At 62.2% G+C, this 15,585-nt stretch carries 17 protein-coding genes; 8 read left to right on the top strand and 9 right to left on the bottom strand.

The window, feature by feature from the left end:
* Nucleotides 1-13: 13 nt before the first annotated feature.
* From TRIHO_RS14065 to TRIHO_RS14045, 5 genes are all read right to left on the bottom strand, one after another.
* Complete coding sequence (locus TRIHO_RS14065) at nt 14-1,378, bottom strand: tetratricopeptide repeat protein (RefSeq protein WP_068244904.1); 1,365 nt, start codon at nt 1,376-1,378, stop codon at nt 14-16.
* Nucleotides 1,379-1,639: 261 nt separating this feature from the next.
* Nucleotides 1,640-2,824, bottom strand: coding sequence for a CaiB/BaiF CoA transferase family protein (locus tag TRIHO_RS14060; RefSeq protein ID WP_068244902.1), 1,185 nt, complete (start codon nt 2,822-2,824; stop codon nt 1,640-1,642).
* Nucleotides 2,811-4,424 (bottom strand): thiamine pyrophosphate-binding protein, encoded by a 1,614-nt coding sequence (locus TRIHO_RS14055; protein WP_068244900.1) that lies wholly within the window; start codon nt 4,422-4,424, stop codon nt 2,811-2,813. The genes TRIHO_RS14060 and TRIHO_RS14055 overlap by 14 nt, the downstream gene beginning before the upstream one ends.
* A 41-nt stretch (nt 4,425-4,465) precedes the next feature.
* Nucleotides 4,466-4,975 carry a hypothetical protein gene (locus tag TRIHO_RS14050; protein ID WP_068244898.1) on the bottom strand — a complete coding sequence of 170 codons (510 nt, stop codon included), beginning with the start codon at nt 4,973-4,975 and terminating at the stop codon, nt 4,466-4,468.
* Between the two features lie 147 nt (nt 4,976-5,122).
* On the bottom strand, nt 5,123-6,130 hold the full coding sequence (locus TRIHO_RS14045) for a GlxA family transcriptional regulator (RefSeq protein WP_068244954.1): 1,008 nt from the start codon (nt 6,128-6,130) through the stop codon (nt 5,123-5,125).
* A gap of 284 nt (nt 6,131-6,414) precedes the next feature.
* On the opposite strand from TRIHO_RS14045, the gene TRIHO_RS14040 reads away from it, so the two are divergent.
* The 7 genes from TRIHO_RS14040 (at nt 6,415) to TRIHO_RS14010 (ending at nt 11,087) form a co-directional block, all read left to right on the top strand.
* Nucleotides 6,415-7,050: an ATP-dependent Clp protease proteolytic subunit gene (locus TRIHO_RS14040; protein ID WP_068244895.1), complete on the top strand. Its 636-nt coding sequence runs from the start codon at nt 6,415-6,417 to the stop codon at nt 7,048-7,050.
* A gap of 155 nt (nt 7,051-7,205) precedes the next feature.
* Nucleotides 7,206-8,471 carry an ATP-dependent Clp protease ATP-binding subunit ClpX gene (gene clpX / locus TRIHO_RS14035; protein WP_068244893.1) on the top strand — a complete coding sequence of 422 codons (1,266 nt, stop codon included), beginning with the start codon at nt 7,206-7,208 and terminating at the stop codon, nt 8,469-8,471.
* A 316-nt stretch (nt 8,472-8,787) separates the two neighbouring features.
* Nucleotides 8,788-9,153, top strand: coding sequence for a RidA family protein (locus TRIHO_RS14030; RefSeq protein WP_068244892.1), 366 nt, complete (start codon nt 8,788-8,790; stop codon nt 9,151-9,153).
* Nucleotides 9,154-9,205: 52 nt separating this feature from the next.
* Nucleotides 9,206-9,616, top strand: a complete 411-nt coding sequence (locus TRIHO_RS14025) for a glyoxalase superfamily protein (RefSeq protein WP_082705145.1) — start codon at nt 9,206-9,208, stop codon at nt 9,614-9,616.
* A gap of 113 nt (nt 9,617-9,729) precedes the next feature.
* A complete protein-coding gene (locus tag TRIHO_RS14020) occupies nt 9,730-10,116 on the top strand; it encodes an NADH:ubiquinone oxidoreductase subunit NDUFA12 (RefSeq protein ID WP_068244891.1) in 387 nt (128 codons plus the stop codon).
* A gap of 66 nt (nt 10,117-10,182) precedes the next feature.
* A complete protein-coding gene (gene mlaD / locus TRIHO_RS14015) occupies nt 10,183-10,638 on the top strand; it encodes an outer membrane lipid asymmetry maintenance protein MlaD (RefSeq protein WP_068244886.1) in 456 nt (151 codons plus the stop codon).
* Nucleotides 10,638-11,087 carry a DUF2155 domain-containing protein gene (locus TRIHO_RS14010; RefSeq protein ID WP_207498693.1) on the top strand — a complete coding sequence of 150 codons (450 nt, stop codon included), beginning with the start codon at nt 10,638-10,640 and terminating at the stop codon, nt 11,085-11,087. The genes mlaD and TRIHO_RS14010 overlap by 1 nt, the downstream gene beginning before the upstream one ends.
* On the opposite strand, the gene aat is transcribed toward TRIHO_RS14010, so the two are convergent.
* From aat to TRIHO_RS13990, 4 genes are all read right to left on the bottom strand, one after another.
* Nucleotides 11,051-11,683: a leucyl/phenylalanyl-tRNA--protein transferase gene (gene aat / locus TRIHO_RS14005; RefSeq protein WP_068244882.1), complete on the bottom strand. Its 633-nt coding sequence runs from the start codon at nt 11,681-11,683 to the stop codon at nt 11,051-11,053. The genes TRIHO_RS14010 and aat overlap by 37 nt on opposite strands.
* A gap of 63 nt (nt 11,684-11,746) precedes the next feature.
* A complete protein-coding gene (gene accC, locus TRIHO_RS14000) occupies nt 11,747-13,096 on the bottom strand; it encodes an acetyl-CoA carboxylase biotin carboxylase subunit (protein ID WP_068244879.1) in 1,350 nt (449 codons plus the stop codon).
* Nucleotides 13,097-13,105: 9 nt separating this feature from the next.
* Nucleotides 13,106-13,585, bottom strand: coding sequence for an acetyl-CoA carboxylase biotin carboxyl carrier protein (gene accB, locus TRIHO_RS13995; RefSeq protein ID WP_068244876.1), 480 nt, complete (start codon nt 13,583-13,585; stop codon nt 13,106-13,108).
* A gap of 173 nt (nt 13,586-13,758) precedes the next feature.
* Nucleotides 13,759-14,307: a PAS and helix-turn-helix domain-containing protein gene (locus TRIHO_RS13990; protein ID WP_068244873.1), complete on the bottom strand. Its 549-nt coding sequence runs from the start codon at nt 14,305-14,307 to the stop codon at nt 13,759-13,761.
* Nucleotides 14,308-14,616: 309 nt separating this feature from the next.
* Between TRIHO_RS13990 and TRIHO_RS13985 the strand changes: the two genes are divergently transcribed.
* A complete protein-coding gene (locus TRIHO_RS13985; protein ID WP_068244870.1) occupies nt 14,617-15,570 on the top strand; it encodes a calcium-binding protein in 954 nt (317 codons plus the stop codon).
* Nucleotides 15,571-15,585: the final 15 nt, after the last annotated feature.

The raw sequence follows: 15,585 nt of genomic DNA, 5'->3' as shown, positions 1-15,585 counted from the left end.
CTCCAAAAGGATATCACTCCGCAGGAACGCTCTGTATGCCGCCATTGTTCCGGGCGGATGCGATCAGGGCGCGCCGTGCCAGCGCATAATTGTCTTCGGTCCCGCCCCGTTTTGTCCGGCGATCATCCAGAATCGCCTCCACTTGCCGCCAGTGTCCGGCCCGCAGACCCGCATCAATGGTCATCCGTTCAAAGACATCCCTCTGTGCATGGCTGCCACCTGCAAGTTGTAGCGAATCCCGAGACTTAGCGAGGTATCCGAAAGCATTCCGGTAATCTCCTTCGCCGAAGGCCTCAAGCCCCATTGCAGCGGCGCAACCGGGATCGGCCATTCTTTGCGCGGCTTCTGTGTCGGTCTTTTGCGCATCGGCGTGGATCCGCTGAACCAGGCGGTTTGTTGCTGCTTTTCGTTCGCCGCCGACCAGGGCCAGCAGGTAATGCAGATCGGCGAAGATCAGGCTGCCGTCTTCGGTCCGGTTGGCACAGAGCGTGGCCAGCTCTTCCCAGCGGTCGCCGACCGAGACGCCCTCCAGTTCCAGCCGCATCAACAGCGAGCTGGCATTGGAGATGTCGCGGTAATCGTCGGTCTTGTCCTTGCGCACCTCAAGGTCATAGAGCCGCAGCACCTCGTCCACCTGACCAAGGTCGAGATGCATCAGCGCCTTGTGCCACCAGACGTGATAGCGAAAGTTGTTGCAATGGGCCCAGGCGTCCTCGCGCCCGTTGAGCCAGCCAAGTCCGGCCCTGGCGTTGCCGGTCATGTCATGCACATGCGCCACCGCATGCAGCCCCCAGGCATCGTCGGGCGCCGTCCAGAGCGCCTGCCGCCCGGTGACTTCGGCGCGGTCATATTCGCCGGTCTCTTCCAGCGCAAAAGCATGACAACCCAGAAGGTAGCCATGGCCGGGATGGTCGCTGGAATAGGCGGGCATCACCCGTTCGACCGAGGCCCGCATGCCGCGCGCATCGCCCAGAATGAACCGGGTGCCATGGCTGAGCTTCATCGCCAGCGTGTCGCAGGGATGCTGGTTCAGCACCTCTTCCATCAGGGTGATGGTTTGCGATGGTGCGCCCGAGAGCCAGGCCGCGAGGGCGTCGACATATTTGCGTTCGCGAGGCAGGGCGGTCTCGTATCCGGCGCGGGCGGCGGCCAGGGCCTCGCGCGCGGTGGGGACCAGTTCGCTGCGCCCCAGCATCAGGATGGACAGGCCGCGAATGGCCTGCGCCATGGCAAACTGCGGCGCAGCGGCCAACACCGCGCCAAGGTGGTCGGCGGTGCGCGCGGCATGTGCCAGAACGCCGATCTGAACGGCATTCCAATCCGCCTGGGCCTGTGGATCCGACAGGCTGCAGTCCTGTCCAAAAATATCCTGGGTCATGGCAATTCACTTTCGCAATCTGGTGGAAAACAGGTGTTACCGAAGATGCTAACCGAGGCGAATTCACCGCGCGCCCCCTGCTCTCGCTTTGGTGAAGGCGCGTGTGACTGGGCCAAGCAAAAGGCAGCAAATCCGGGCTGAGATCGGCAAAAAATGGCGCACCCGAACGGGCCGACGCTGTTTTGGGCGGCAGGCGACAAAAGAAGGCAGTTTTTTGTAACATTGCCCGGCGCTTGATCCTGCGCCGGACCGGGAATTGTTTCAGCCGTCGTCGAACGGCGTGTCAGTGGCGAGAATCTCTGCACTGTCGGCGCCGCAGCTGGGCGGGGTTTTGCGGTAGGTCACGGGGGTGCGGGAGAATTTGAGCGGGTTGCCGAGAAGTTTTAGCGGGGTGTCGCCGACCTGTTGGGTGACCACCATCTCCCGCGCCGCGACCTGATCGGTTGCAAACACTTGCGCGAGGGTCTGCACCGGGCCGACCGGCACCTTGGCGGTCTCCATCGCGGCGATGATTGCATCCGTGGAGTGGCGCCGCAGTGCCGGGATCAGGATGTCATTGAGCGCGCCCCGGTTCTGCAACCGCGCCGGGTTGCTGGCAAAACGCGGGTCATGCGCCTGACCTTCAAGCGCCAGAAACGCCATGAACCGGCGGAACTGGCTGTCATTGCCGACCGCAAGGATGACGTGCCCGTCCGAGGTTTGATAAGTGCCATAGGGCACGATGGAGGGGTGTTCGTTGCCGCGGCGCACCGGTGGCTCACCGGTGTTGAGATAGCTCACCCCTTCGTTGATGAGCCAGGCGATCTGGGTATCGACCAGGGCCAGTTCCACGTGCTGGCCCTCGCCGGTCAGGTCGCGGTGGCGCAGCGCGGCGAGAATGCCCACCGTCGCATACATGCCGCACATCACGTCCGCGATGCCGACACCCGCCTTCATCGGAGGGCCGTCCGGCGCACCGGTGAGCGACATGATGCCGCCAAACCCCTGTGCCATCAGGTCATACCCCGGCTTTTCCCGGTTTGGTCCGGTCTGGCCGTAGCCGGAGATCGACCCATAGACCAGCCGCGGGCAGTCGGCGCGCAGGCTGTCATAGTCGAGGCCGTACCGGGCCAGGCCACCGGGTTTGAAATTCTCGATGAGCACATCGGCCTGCGCGGCCAGACGGCGGATGACTTCCTGCCCTTGGGGGGTGGAGATATCCAGCGCGAGAGAGCGTTTGTTGCGGTTGGCGGCCATGAAATAGGGCGTAAGATCAGCGCCTTCGGCGACGCTCTTGCCCCATTGGCGGGTGTCGTCTCCGCCTGTGCCGGGGTTTTCCACCTTGATCACATCGGCGCCGAGATCGCCCAGCAACTGGGTCGCGGTCGGTCCGGCCAGGATCCGCGACAGATCCAGTACCTTGACCCCTTTGAGGGCGCCGTGGGGCAGCATATCAGATCCGGCCATCGTATTCCTCCCGGTCAATTTCGGCGGCAATCACGGTGAAGGTGTCGGCCTGTTGCGCCGCTGTCAGCGCCGCCCGCAGCTCGTCCCGATTGTGCACCCGGTGGCCGGCGCCGCCAAAGGCGCGGCCGATGGCGGCATAGTCGTGGCGCCCGAAATCGACCCCGGCGTTGGGCAATTGGCGCTGGCGTTGCTTGAGGTCGATCAGGGCGAGGGAGGCATCTACAAACACCACGAAGATCGGTGTCAGGCCCATTTCGGCGGCGGTTGCCAGCTCGCCCGCGACCATCAGGAAACCCGCGTCGCCGGAAAAGCTGACGACGGTGCGATCCGGCTGTGCAAGTTTGCGCCCGATTGCCAGCGGCAAGGCACAGCCCATGGTGCACAGGCCCGAGGACTGCACCAGCTGGCGCGGCGCGGTGCAGGTCCACATCTGGCTGAGCAGAATGCGATGGGCACCACTGTCGGCAGTCAGCAGGGTATCGGCGGGCAGCTGGTCGATACATTCGGCGATGACGCCGGCAGGCCCCCAGGCGTCTGAGCGGGGAAAGGCGGCGGCGAGTGCTGCTTTGCTGCGATCAATCTCGCCCTCGGGCCAGGGGGGCGGCGATGGGGGCGCAACCGCCAGCGCCGCCAGCGTGTCGGGCAGGGCCGAGCCCAGGGTCAGGCTGGCCTGGTGCATATAATGTGTGTTGGGTTCCGGCGCGATGTCGATGACGCGGGTGCTGTGTGGATCCCAGGCCTCGCGCCAGCCAGGGCGCATTTCGATCGGATCGTAGCCGATGCAGAGGATCAGGTCGGCGGACTCCACCAGCGGCAACAGATGGGTATCGGCCAGTGGTGACAGGCCGGCCCCGCCAAGGCAGAGCGGGTGGTCTTCTGGCAGGATGCCCTTGGCCTTGTAGGTTGTTACAAAGGGGATCTGGCGGGCCTCCAGAAAGGCGCGGGTGGCCTCGGGCGCACCGGGCAACAGGGCGTCGAGGCCGACAATCGCCAGCGGTCGGCGTGCCTCGGCCAGCCAGCGATGCGCCTGCGCCAGTGTCGCGCCCGCGGGGGCCGTTGCGCCTGCAGGCGCGCGGCGGATGTTGCGTTCGGTTGCCGGCGCGTTTGCCACCGTGATCGGCACGTCGATATGGACCGGACCCTGGCGGGGGTCCAGCGCGATGGCGACGGATTTATCGGCGATGACCTCTGCCGCTGCAGCATCGAGACGAAAACTGGCCTTGGTGATCGGGGCGAACACCGCCTGCTGGTCGAGCACCTGATGGGTATAGGTCTGGGCCTCGTCTGCATCGACGCAGCCGGTCAGGACCAGCATCGGCACCCGATCCTGATGCGCATTGGCCACCACATTGACCCCGTTGAGCGCGCCTGGGCCGAGGGTTGCCACCAGAATGGCGGGCGCGCCATCGGCGTGATGGACCCCTTCGCCCATAAACCCGGCACAGTTTTCGTGCTTGGCCAGGTGAAAGGTGATCCCGGCGCGCTGCAGCGCATCCACCAGCGTCAGCACCTCGCCGCCGGGCATGCCAAAGGCATGGCGGCACCCTGCGGCATAAAGTCTGCGAGCCAGAACATCGGCGGCGCGGAGGGGGTCAGTCATATATTCAGTCCGTTCTCGTCAGTGTCGCTGTGGAAACGACGTTAGTTCAGGGCGGTTGCGGCAATCGCGGCAAAGATGTCGTCCAGCTCGGCCGCGAGGGCGGTCAGGGCGGCTCCGCCCTCTGTCGCATAGGGAGCAAAGACATGGCCGGGGGTTTTATAGGCCAGCGCTGCACCGGCGTCACCACCGGGGCCGGCGTCGGCTTCGGTGACATAAAATCGGATCGGGGCCTCGATCATCGCGGCGGTGGACAGGGCCAGGATATCGACTGCAAAGTCATTCCGGAACACGCCGACCACGCGGTTGCCGGGCAGGGTGATCCCGCGGGCCCGGGCGGCCTCGGTCGGGCCGGCTTCGGTCACCACCCCCATGCCGTGGCTGCGCACCGCCGCCTTCAGATCGCCGAGCAATGTGGCGTAGTCCTTTGTGCTGTGTTCCACCACCCAGCCGGGGCGCGGGCCAAGGTCGCCGCCCCATGCCGGGGCAAGGGCGCTCACCGACAGGCAGAAGCCGATTACACCGCCGAAAAGACGAGACGTGATCCCTGACATTGCGCATCCCCTTGTTGTTCTGCGACGGGTTTACGCGCAACACAGATGAAATACTCGTCACATTTCAGTGCGTTTGGCCTGTTGTCGCCGCCTCGGTGGGGGCGAATTGGGGCAGATCGCCTTGGATTGCCCGGGATCGCTGCGACATCAGGCCCAGCTTTTGCGAAAGAAATGCGGGCTGGCACCGAATTTGCGTTTGAACTGGCGCGAGAAATGAGTGGCGGAATTGAACCCGGAGGCCAGCGCGATTTCCGTCACCGACAGCGAGGTCTCGTTCATCAGGGCAAAGGCATGAGCGAGCCGCATGTCGGAATAGACATGCATCGGGCTCTGATCGAGGTAGCGGGAGAACAGCCGCTCCAGTTGGCGGCGGGAGATGTCGAGCTCGCGGCACAGAGCGCCGATCGACAGCGGCTCCTCGATGGATTCCTGCATCAGCTGCAAGGCGCTCAGCAGTCGTTGATTGCGGCTGCCGATGGCAACGGCATAGTTGGATTTCTGCGGTGCGGTGCTGCTGGTGGAGCGCACATGCAGGCACATGTCGGCCACGATGATGGCGAGCTGTTTGCCGTGGCGCTCTTCGATCAGAGTCAGCATCATGTCGGTGGCGGCGCTGCCTCCGCCGCAGGTCATCAGCGCGCCGGAGACCTCGTAGATGTTCGGCGACGGCTTCAGATGGGCGTAGCGTTCGACAAAACCGGGCTGGTTTTCCCAGTGCAGCGTAAAGGCGTGATCCTGGATCAGGCCCGCCTGCGCCAATGCAAAGGCACCGGTGCAGATGCCGCCGATCTTGCGTCCGAACCGATGTTCCCGGCGCAGCCAGTTCAGCGTTGTCTCGCTGGCGGCGTCCTGAGGTTCGACCCCGGCACAGACAAAACCCATCGCATCGGGCGGCAGCGGGGCAAGCGGGGTGTCGGGGGTGACCACCATGCCATTCGAACATCGCACCGGCGCGCCGGTCTCGGTCATGATGTACCAGCGGTAGAGTTTTGTATTGGTGACCTGATTGGCAATCCGCAAGGGTTCGATTGCGGCGGCGACCGGCAGCATGGTGGCCTTGGGCAACAGCAGGAAATAAAAATCCTGCGGCGCGCCGACATAGGGAACAGCCAGGGTGGCAGCGGCCCCTTTTTGAACAAAACTGTCATCAGACATGGGCAAATCCATGCGTTGAGGGCTGGCGCGACAACAGAACTGTCACGGCGGTGTCATCTCAGCTAGCCTTGTCGGGGCGAAATTTGCCCGGATATTGCGACCTTGATCCGTTGGATTGCGACACTTGGCGGTCTTGCTGTCTTTTCGGCAAAGGGACACACTGGCCCCGGTGGCACGGCTAAAATGCGGGCTGACCTCTTGCAGCTGATTTTTCGCAGCACTAAGACTCAGGTAATCCTCTGTCGGGTATGGTGCCCGCAGAGATCCCAAGACAGGCAGGTCCAATGATTGATCCAACAGAAACCTACATGAACACGCTCGTGCCGATGGTCGTTGAGCAGACCAGCCGCGGCGAGCGGGCCTATGACATTTTCTCGCGCCTGTTGAAGGAGCGTATCATCTTCCTGAACGGCCCGGTGCATGACGGCATGTCGTCGCTGATCGTCGCGCAGCTCTTGCACCTTGAGGCGGAAAACCCGTCCAAGGAAATTTCGATGTATATCAACTCTCCCGGTGGTGTTGTGACCTCGGGCCTGTCGATCTACGATACGATGCAGTATATCAAACCCAAGGTCTCCACCCTGGTAATCGGTCAGGCCGCCTCCATGGGCTCGCTGCTGTTGACGGCGGGCGCGGATGGCATGCGGTTCTCGCTGCCGAATTCGCGGGTGATGGTGCACCAGCCCTCCGGCGGCTATCAGGGCCAGGCGACGGACATCATGATCCACGCCGAAGAGACCCAGAAGCTGAAGCGGCGCCTGAACGAGATTTACGTGAAGCACACCGGTCAGGAATATGAGAAGATCGAAGCGGCGCTGGAGCGGGACAACTTCATGTCGCCGGAACAGGCGAAGGAATTTGGGCTGATCGACGAGATCGTCGAAAACCGGGCCAAAATCGAAGACGAAGACAACAGCTGATCCCGCGCTTTTGCACGGGCTTTGTGCTCCCTTCACCTTTGCGCGTGCATGGGAGCACAATTTGACATTGTGGCCGGTTGGGAGCTGTCCTAAGTTGGCTTGAAATCGGGGCGAACTGACATGCGCTAGCCCCGAGGCGGATGGAAAGGTAGACCATGGCGACGAACTCGAGCGGCGACAGCAAGAACACGCTTTACTGTAGCTTCTGCGGCAAAAGCCAGCATGAAGTACGCAAGCTGATCGCAGGGCCGACCGTATTCATCTGTGATGAATGCGTCGAGCTGTGCATGGACATCATCCGCGAGGAGACCAAGGCCTCCGGAATGAAGGCGACCGACGGTGTTCCGACACCCAAGGATATCTGCCAGGTGCTGGACGATTATGTGATCGGTCAGATGACTGCGAAACGGGTGCTGTCCGTGGCGGTGCACAACCACTACAAACGGCTCAATCATTCGCAGAAATCCGGCGGTGACATCGAACTGGCAAAATCCAACATCCTGCTGATCGGCCCCACGGGCTGCGGCAAGACCCTGTTGGCGCAGACGCTGGCGCGTATTCTAGATGTGCCCTTCACGATGGCGGATGCGACCACCCTGACCGAAGCCGGTTATGTGGGCGAGGATGTGGAAAACATCATCCTCAAGCTGCTGCAATCCTCTGAATACAATGTCGAAAAAGCGCAGCGCGGCATCGTTTATATCGACGAGGTCGACAAAATCACCCGCAAGTCCGAAAACCCCTCGATCACCCGTGATGTGTCGGGCGAGGGCGTGCAGCAGGCGCTGCTGAAGCTGATGGAAGGCACGGTTGCCTCGGTGCCGCCGCAGGGCGGGCGCAAGCATCCGCAGCAGGAATTCCTGCAAGTGGACACCACCAACATTCTGTTCATCTGTGGCGGCGCATTTGCCGGTCTCGACAAGATCATCAAACAGCGTGGCAAAGGCTCTGCCATGGGCTTTGGTGCTGATGTGCGGGACGAGAGCGAAGCCGGCGTGGGCGAGACCTTCAAGGATCTGGAGCCAGAGGATCTGCTGAAATTCGGCCTGATCCCGGAATTCGTCGGCCGTTTGCCGGTTCTGGCAACGCTCGAAGATCTGGACGAAGATGCGCTGATCACCATCCTGACCAAGCCGAAGAACGCCTTGGTGAAGCAATACCAGCGCCTGTTCGAGCTGGAAGAAACCGAGCTGGACTTTACCGAGGAGGCGCTGTCGGCGATTGCCAAGAAGGCCATCGAACGCAAAACCGGCGCCCGTGGTCTGCGGTCGATCCTCGAGGATATCCTGCTGGACACCATGTTTGACCTGCCCGGCATGGACAGCGTCACCAAGGTTGTCGTGAACGAAGAGGCGGTGAACACCAACGCCCAGCCGTTGATGATCCACGCCGATGAAAAAGAATCTGCCAGCGCCGGGTGAGGCCGCAGATGACCTGAAAATGTGACTTTCAAAGGCCGGTGTCCCTGTGACATCGGCCTTTTTTGATCCAGGGACCGCCGAACGGCGCCTTAGTTCCGCGTGCCAAGCTCCTTAAATGCGGAGAATTTTATGAAAACGGGCCGTCGCAACGCGCAGGATGGCGAAGGCGACATCATGCATTGAACCACTGCCTGACACTGCGGGCGCGGCATGATTTTCACGTTGAACCGCTTGCAAAATTTGTAAATTCCCGCATGAGGAAAGGCGCGAAAGCGCAGTCAACAAAACGACAAATCCATCTCAGGAGAAGACAGACATGAAGATCAGACGGATCTCGTCAGGGGGCGAATACGAGGCCAAGATCGGCTATTGCCGGGCGGTGGTGGCCGGAGGTTTCGTGCATGTTGCGGGCACGGTCGGGCAGGGCGACGATGTGGTGAGCCAGTGCCGCCATGCGCTGTCGGTGATTGAAACGGCGTTGAACAACGCCGGTGTCGGGCTGGCCGATGTGGTACGGGTCAATTACTACCTGCCGGATGCTGCTGAATTTGAACCCTGCTGGCCATTGCTGACAGAGGCGTTTGGGGCGCACCCGCCGGCGGCGACAATGATCGAATGCAACCTGATCGACCCGAAGTTCCGCATCGAGATCGAGGTCACGGCCCTGGCGGCGTCCGATTGATACGCTTACGTCAACGTCATCCTTCTTCCCCCTGAAACAACAGGAGATCGCTGTGTCGGAGACATCAGATTTGATCGCGCTGCGGGCTGCAATTCCGGTGATCCGGATCTTTGACGAGGCCAAGGCGCTGGAGTTCTATGTGGATTACCTTGGTTTCACCGTTGATTGGAGCCATCGGTTCGAGGCGGATTTGCCGATCTACCTGCAGGTCAGTCGCGCGGGATGCCTGCTGCATCTGAGCGGCCATCACGGCGATGCGACACCGGGGTCGACCAGTTTTGTGCCGGTCGCAGACGCCGCCGCGCTGCACCGGGAACTGGCGGCCAAGGCCTATCCCCATCTGCGACCGGGGCTGGACGAGATGCCTTGGGGACTTCAGATCACGGTGACGGACCCGTTTGGCAACCGGCTGCGGTTCTGCGAGCAGCGCAGCGCAGAGGCCTCCGACGCTGATGCGGGCTAAGCTTATGCGGTAAAACCGCCATTTCCCGCGCGCGGGGGCGGGCAAGAGGCGCGAACCACTGGACCTTGGGGACAGAATGCGCCATATCGGGGACAACACTTTCGGAGGGACCGATGGGAATCCTGAATTCGCTATTGCAGGCCGTGACCTGGTGGAACGGCGCCACGCTGGGAACGATGCTTTACACCCGTCGCAAAGGGGTAAAGGTCGGAGAAGACAGCCAGGGCAACCTGTTCTACCACACGGCCGACGACAGCCGACGCTGGGTGATCTTCAACGGCGAGGCAGAGGCCTCTCGCGTTGATGCGGATTGGCATGGCTGGCTGCACCGGACTTTTAACGAGGTGCCAAGCATAAACCCGCTGCCGCACAAGGTCTGGGAAAAGCCGCATCAGGAAAACCTGACCGGGACGATGATGGCCTATGCGCCTGCAGGCTCCATCCGGGCCGGGGGCGAGCCGAAAAACCGCAGCGACTACGAGGCCTGGAGCCCGGAGTAACCCCAAAACCCGTCGGCCCATCCCCTTTGGGCAGGCGGTTTCGATCTGGCCAAAAGGCAGAACACGATGACCCATTCCACCACCGAAGTGATCACCGGCGGCGTTGTGCTAGCCGTGGCAGCTGGATTTGCGTTCTTTGCGGCGCAGGCGGCAGGGCTGTCGCGGGGCGGTGACAGTTACCTGCTGACCGCGTCTTTCCGCTCGCTGGAGGGGGTCAATGTCGGCACGGATGTGCGTCTGGCGGGGGTCAAAGTCGGCACTGTGACCAAGGTCGAGCTCAACACCGAAACCTTTCGCGCCGACACTACCTTTACCGTCGATCAGGAGATCATGATCCCTGACGACAGCGCCATCGTCATAGCGTCCGAAGGGCTGCTGGGCGGGAATTTTGTCGAGGTCATGCCCGGTGGTTCGCCGTTCAATTTCGAAGCGGGCGATGAAATTACCGACACGCAAGGCGCGGTCAGCCTGATCTCGCTCCTGGTGAAATTCGTATCCGGCAGCGGTGGTGACGATTCCTGATGACTGTGCTGCTGCGCACCACCCTGAGCCTGGCATCGTTGCTGTTCTGCACCACTGCGGCCGTGGCGCAATCCATCTCCATCCAGGAACTGGCGCCCGCACCGGTCCAGCCCCTGGTGCCGGAACTGCGTGAAAGCGTGGAACGGGTGGAGGCCGAGGTTGGCAATCTCGTCAGCCTGCGCGGCCTCGACAAGGTCAACGGCAAGAGCATTGATGTCGATGTGAAAACCGGCGGTTCAGCCGAGGTCTTTGGCCTCCTGGTGACCTTGCAGGAATGCCGCTACCCGGCAGAGAATCCGACGGGTGATGCCTATGCCTATCTCAACATCCGCGACCCGCGCGGCGGTCAGGTTTTCTTTGATGGCTGGATGATTGCCTCCAGCCCGGCACTGAATGCGCTGGACCACCGCCGCTATGACGTCTGGGTTCTGCGCTGCAAAAGCGCCTGAGCCGAGGGGATCGCAGGGGAGAGGAAATCGCCGCGATGGGTCAGAGCCTCTGACAGCATCCGGTGATATCTGGCGCGTTTTATCTCTTGTCCACCGAGCGAGGCCAGATGCGGGGTGATGAACTGCGTGTCGCAGAGGCTGTAGCCGCCCTGCACCAGACGATCCACCAGATAGGCAAGGGCCACCTTGGAGGCGTCACGGCGGTGGGAGAACATGCTTTCGCCAAAAAACGCCGCCCCCAGCGCGACGCCGTAAACCCCGCCCGACAGTCTGCCGTCTTCCCTGACCTCGATCGAATGGGCGAACCCCATCCGGTGGAGCTCCAGATAGCGGTCGAAAATCTCTTCGTTGATCCAGGTTTCGGCACGCGCGGCACATCCCTGCACAACCCCGGTGAAATCCCCATTGACGCTGATGCTGTAGTCGTTGCGGCGCAACCGGCGGGCCAGCGACCGGGAGATGTGAAACCCATCCAGTGGCAGGATCCCGCGCAGTTTGGGATCGACCCAGAACACCTCTGGGTCGTCGCGGCTTTCTGCCATCGGGAACACCCCGCTGGCATAGGCATGAAGCAGAAGTTCAGGGGTTAGTGTCATAGGTGACATATGGCACAGATGGTGCGGGGCGGCAAAACGCAGTGCCGCCCCGGCGGGGGGTGGTCAGCCTTGCAGATTGGCTTCGAGCCATTTTTCCAGCCAGTGGATGTTGTAGTCTCCGGTTTGCACGGCCTTTTCCTGCAGCAGCGCGTGAAACAGTGGCACCGTGGTGTCGATGCCATCCACGATCAACTCGCCCAGCGAGCGGCTGAGACGGGCCAGCGCCTCGTCCCGGTCGCGGCCATGCACGATCAGCTTGCCGATCAGGCTGTCGTAATAGGGCGGGATCGAATAGCCGTCATACAGCGCCGAATCCATCCGGACACCCAGCCCGCCCGGCGCGTGAAACGCCGTGATCTTACCCGGGCAGGGCGAGAAATTCGGCAGTTTTTCAGCGTTGATGCGGACCTCGATGGCGTGGCCGTTGATGACCAGTTCGTCCTGCGTGAACGACAGCGGCAAGCCGGAGGCGACACGGATCTGTTCGCGCACGAGGTCCTGGCCAAAGATCGCTTCGGTCACCGGATGTTCCACCTGCAGGCGGGTGTTCATCTCGATGAAATAGAACTCGCCATCCTCATAGAGGAATTCGACGGTGCCGGCGCCGGAATAGCCCATCTTGCCAATGGCATTGGCGCAGATCTCGCCGATGCGGGCGCGTTCCTCGGCGGTGATCGACGGGCCGGGGGCCTCTTCGAACACTTTCTGGTGACGGCGCTGCAGGGAGCAGTCGCGCTCGCCCAGGTGGACGCCACCACCCTTGCCATCGCCAAAGACCTGGATTTCGATGTGACGCGGTTTCTGGAGGTACTTCTCCATGTAAACTTCGTCATTGCCAAATGCGGCCTTGGATTCGGAGCGGGCGGTCTGAAAGGCCTGCACCAGATCGGCTTCGGTCTTGGCGACCTTCATGCCGCGTCCACCGCCACCGGCGGTGGCCTTGATGATCACCGGATAGCCCATGTCGGCGGCGACCTGCTTGGCGGTCTCCACGTCGGGCACCCCGCCGTCAGAGCCGGGCACGCAGGGAATGCCGAGCGCCTTGGCCGTCTCTTTGGCGGTGATCTTGTCGCCCATCTGGCGAATATGTTCGGCGGAGGGGCCGATAAAGGTGATGCCGTGATCTTCGACGATCTGGACGAAATTGGCGTTTTCCGACAGGAAGCCATAGCCCGGATGGATCGCCTGGGCGCCGGTCACTTCGCAGGCCGAAATGATGGCCGGGATCGACAGATAGCTTTGTGCCCCGGACGGCGGTCCGATGCAGACGGATTCATCGGCCATGCGCACATGCATGGCATCGGCATCTGCGGTGGAATGCACGGCGACGGAATGAATACCCATTTCGCGGCAGGCGCGGATCACGCGCAGGGCGATCTCTCCCCGGTTGGCAATCAGGATCTTGTCAAACATGTGTGATCCTTACTCGACGATGACCAGCGGCGATCCGAACTCGACCGCGGCGCCGTCTTCGACCAGGATGCGTTTGACCGTGCCGGCCTTGGGGGCGGGGATGTGGTTCATGGTCTTCATCGCTTCGACGATCAGCAATGTGTCGCCTTCGCTCACGGCCTGGCCGACCTTGATGAAGGATGGCGCGCCCGGTTCTGGCTGCAGATAGACGGTGCCAACCATCGGCGACGCGACAGCACCGGGATGGGCTGCGGGATCTTCGGCAACCTCGACAGAGACATTGGCAGCGGCCGGTGCGGCAGCGGCGAGCGGCGCGGCGGCGGCCACCTGCATCGGTGCGGCCATCATCTGACGGGAGACACGGACGTTCAGGCTGTCATCTTCGCCGTAGTCACGCTTGACCTGCAGCTCAGTCAGGTCGTTTTCCCGCAAGAGCTCCGCCAGAGCCTTGATGAATTCCACATCTGCGTCATGAGATTTATTTGTCATTTTGTTCCTCGGCAGGGTCCTGTCTGGCTCCGGGCGATACCGGAGCGGAAATTTTCGGCGTTATAGGCCATCGCTGACCATAAGGAAAGCGGCGTTGGTTTGGCCACAAGATGAGGGCGAAAGCCACGGGTTTCAATCATTTTCACCCCAATGGCACCGGATTGGTGCCGCTGTCAAAGGGGCATGCCGGTCAGTTTCGCCACCAGTTCAGGCAGCTTGCGGGCGGCGAATTTGTCAAGCAGCCGCGCGCGGTGGGTTTCCACTGTCCTGTAGGACAAATCAAGCTGCAGCCCGATCTCCTTGGCGGACAGGCCGCGGCAGGTCAGGATCGCCACTTCGCGCTCGCGCGGGGTCAGGCTGACGACCGGGCGTTCCTCGGACAGATCGGCAAAGGACCAGATCCCGGTCTGAAAGGGCTGCGCGTGGCTGATGGAGCGTCCCCGCACGCGACACCAGAACAGCGCCCCGGACATGCGGCGCATGATCCGTTCATCGTGATAAAGCCCCTGCTGCGCCTCTGGCAACTGCAGGCGTTCGCCAATGCGCTGATAGTCCTCGACACTGGGGTAAAGGGCGGCGACGGGCAGGTCCCGCAATTCGCCCGGCGTGCCGCCAAACGTCTCGGCAAACTGCAGATTGCAGCGTTTGATGACACGCTGCTCCAGCAGGGCCAGACCTACGGGGGCAAAGTCAAAGGCAAGGTCGCTCGACGGATCAGTCATGGCCCCTTCTTGCGTGGATTGCGTCGAAGGAAAAGGAAAAAACGCCTTTGCGCCCGCGCTTCGGGGCTGATGTCGCGCCGGTTGGCCTATGGTGCGGCGCCTATCTTGACTGAATTACTCAGCAAAGGTAGAGGGGATCTGCGAGGTACAGAAGACCGGAACGCAAGATGCGTCCCCCAAGGCACCGCAGATGCGGCACCCGTCCAATGCCCAGCTTTCCACGAATTTGCAGTCTGCGCAGAGCAGGCATGTCGCAGACCGGCCGGGGCAGGGACCCAGGGCGGATTTGCGCGCACGAGGAGACACGCCTTGACCACGATTATCACTGCGGGCAGCACCAACGACCTGAGCTTTTCCGCCTATCTCGACGATTTTGACGCCACCTTCACCGCCAGCGGCCGGGGCGCGTTTTCGGACGGCACCCAGGGGGACTACGCGGTCTCCGAAGCGGCGATCACCGACACCGCCGACACAGAAGCGCAGGCCTTTGTTCTGCGCGATGACATTGTCTACAGCATGACGACTCACCAGCTCTCCGGCAGCGTCAGCTCTGTCGATCTGGGCTATGGCGTGACCGGCACCGCTTCGGGCGGCAGCACCGTTCTCGACCTGGAGGAAGTGGATTACTCGATCCGGTTCAAGCCGCAGATCGACGATGCCGACGAGGTGTACGACCTGATCTACGACCTGCTCGGCTATGGCGACGGGGGGCTGACGGACGGCCTGCGAAGCCTGGTTGCTGCAGATGATATCCGGTTCATCGGCTCTGCGGCCGCGGATGTTTTTGCCGGCTTTGACAACGACGATCTGCTGAAGGGGCGCAGTGGCGCCGATACGCTGAGCGGCGGCAAGGGGGCGGATCGCCTGCTGGGCCAGAAGGGGGCCGATACGCTGAATGGCGGCAATGGCGCCGACGAACTGAGCGGCGGCAGCGGCCGTGATCTCCTCAAGGGCGGCAAACACGCCGACACGCTGGATGGCGGCACCGGCAATGACAAATTGGTCGGCGGCCATGGCGCAGATGTTTTTGTGTTCTCGGGCGGGAACTTCGGGCGCGACGTGGTGCGGGATTTCACGCCGGGTCTTGATGTGATCGACCTGTCAGGGGCCACTGGCGAAGCCGAGAGTTTCGATGCGTTCCTGGCGGCAAGCACACAGTCCGGTAGCCGGGTCATCTATGATCTCGACGGGGACGGCGCCAATGTCATCGTGCTGAAAGACATCACGCTGGACGCGCTGTCGGCGGATGACTTCCTGTTCTGATCCGACATTGGACGG

It is taken from the genome of Tritonibacter horizontis, assembly GCF_001518015.1.
GTDB lineage: Bacteria > Pseudomonadota > Alphaproteobacteria > Rhodobacterales > Rhodobacteraceae > Epibacterium > Epibacterium horizontis.
Note: the sequence above shows the minus strand (reverse complement) of the source record. Positions and strands in the feature narration are given on the sequence as shown.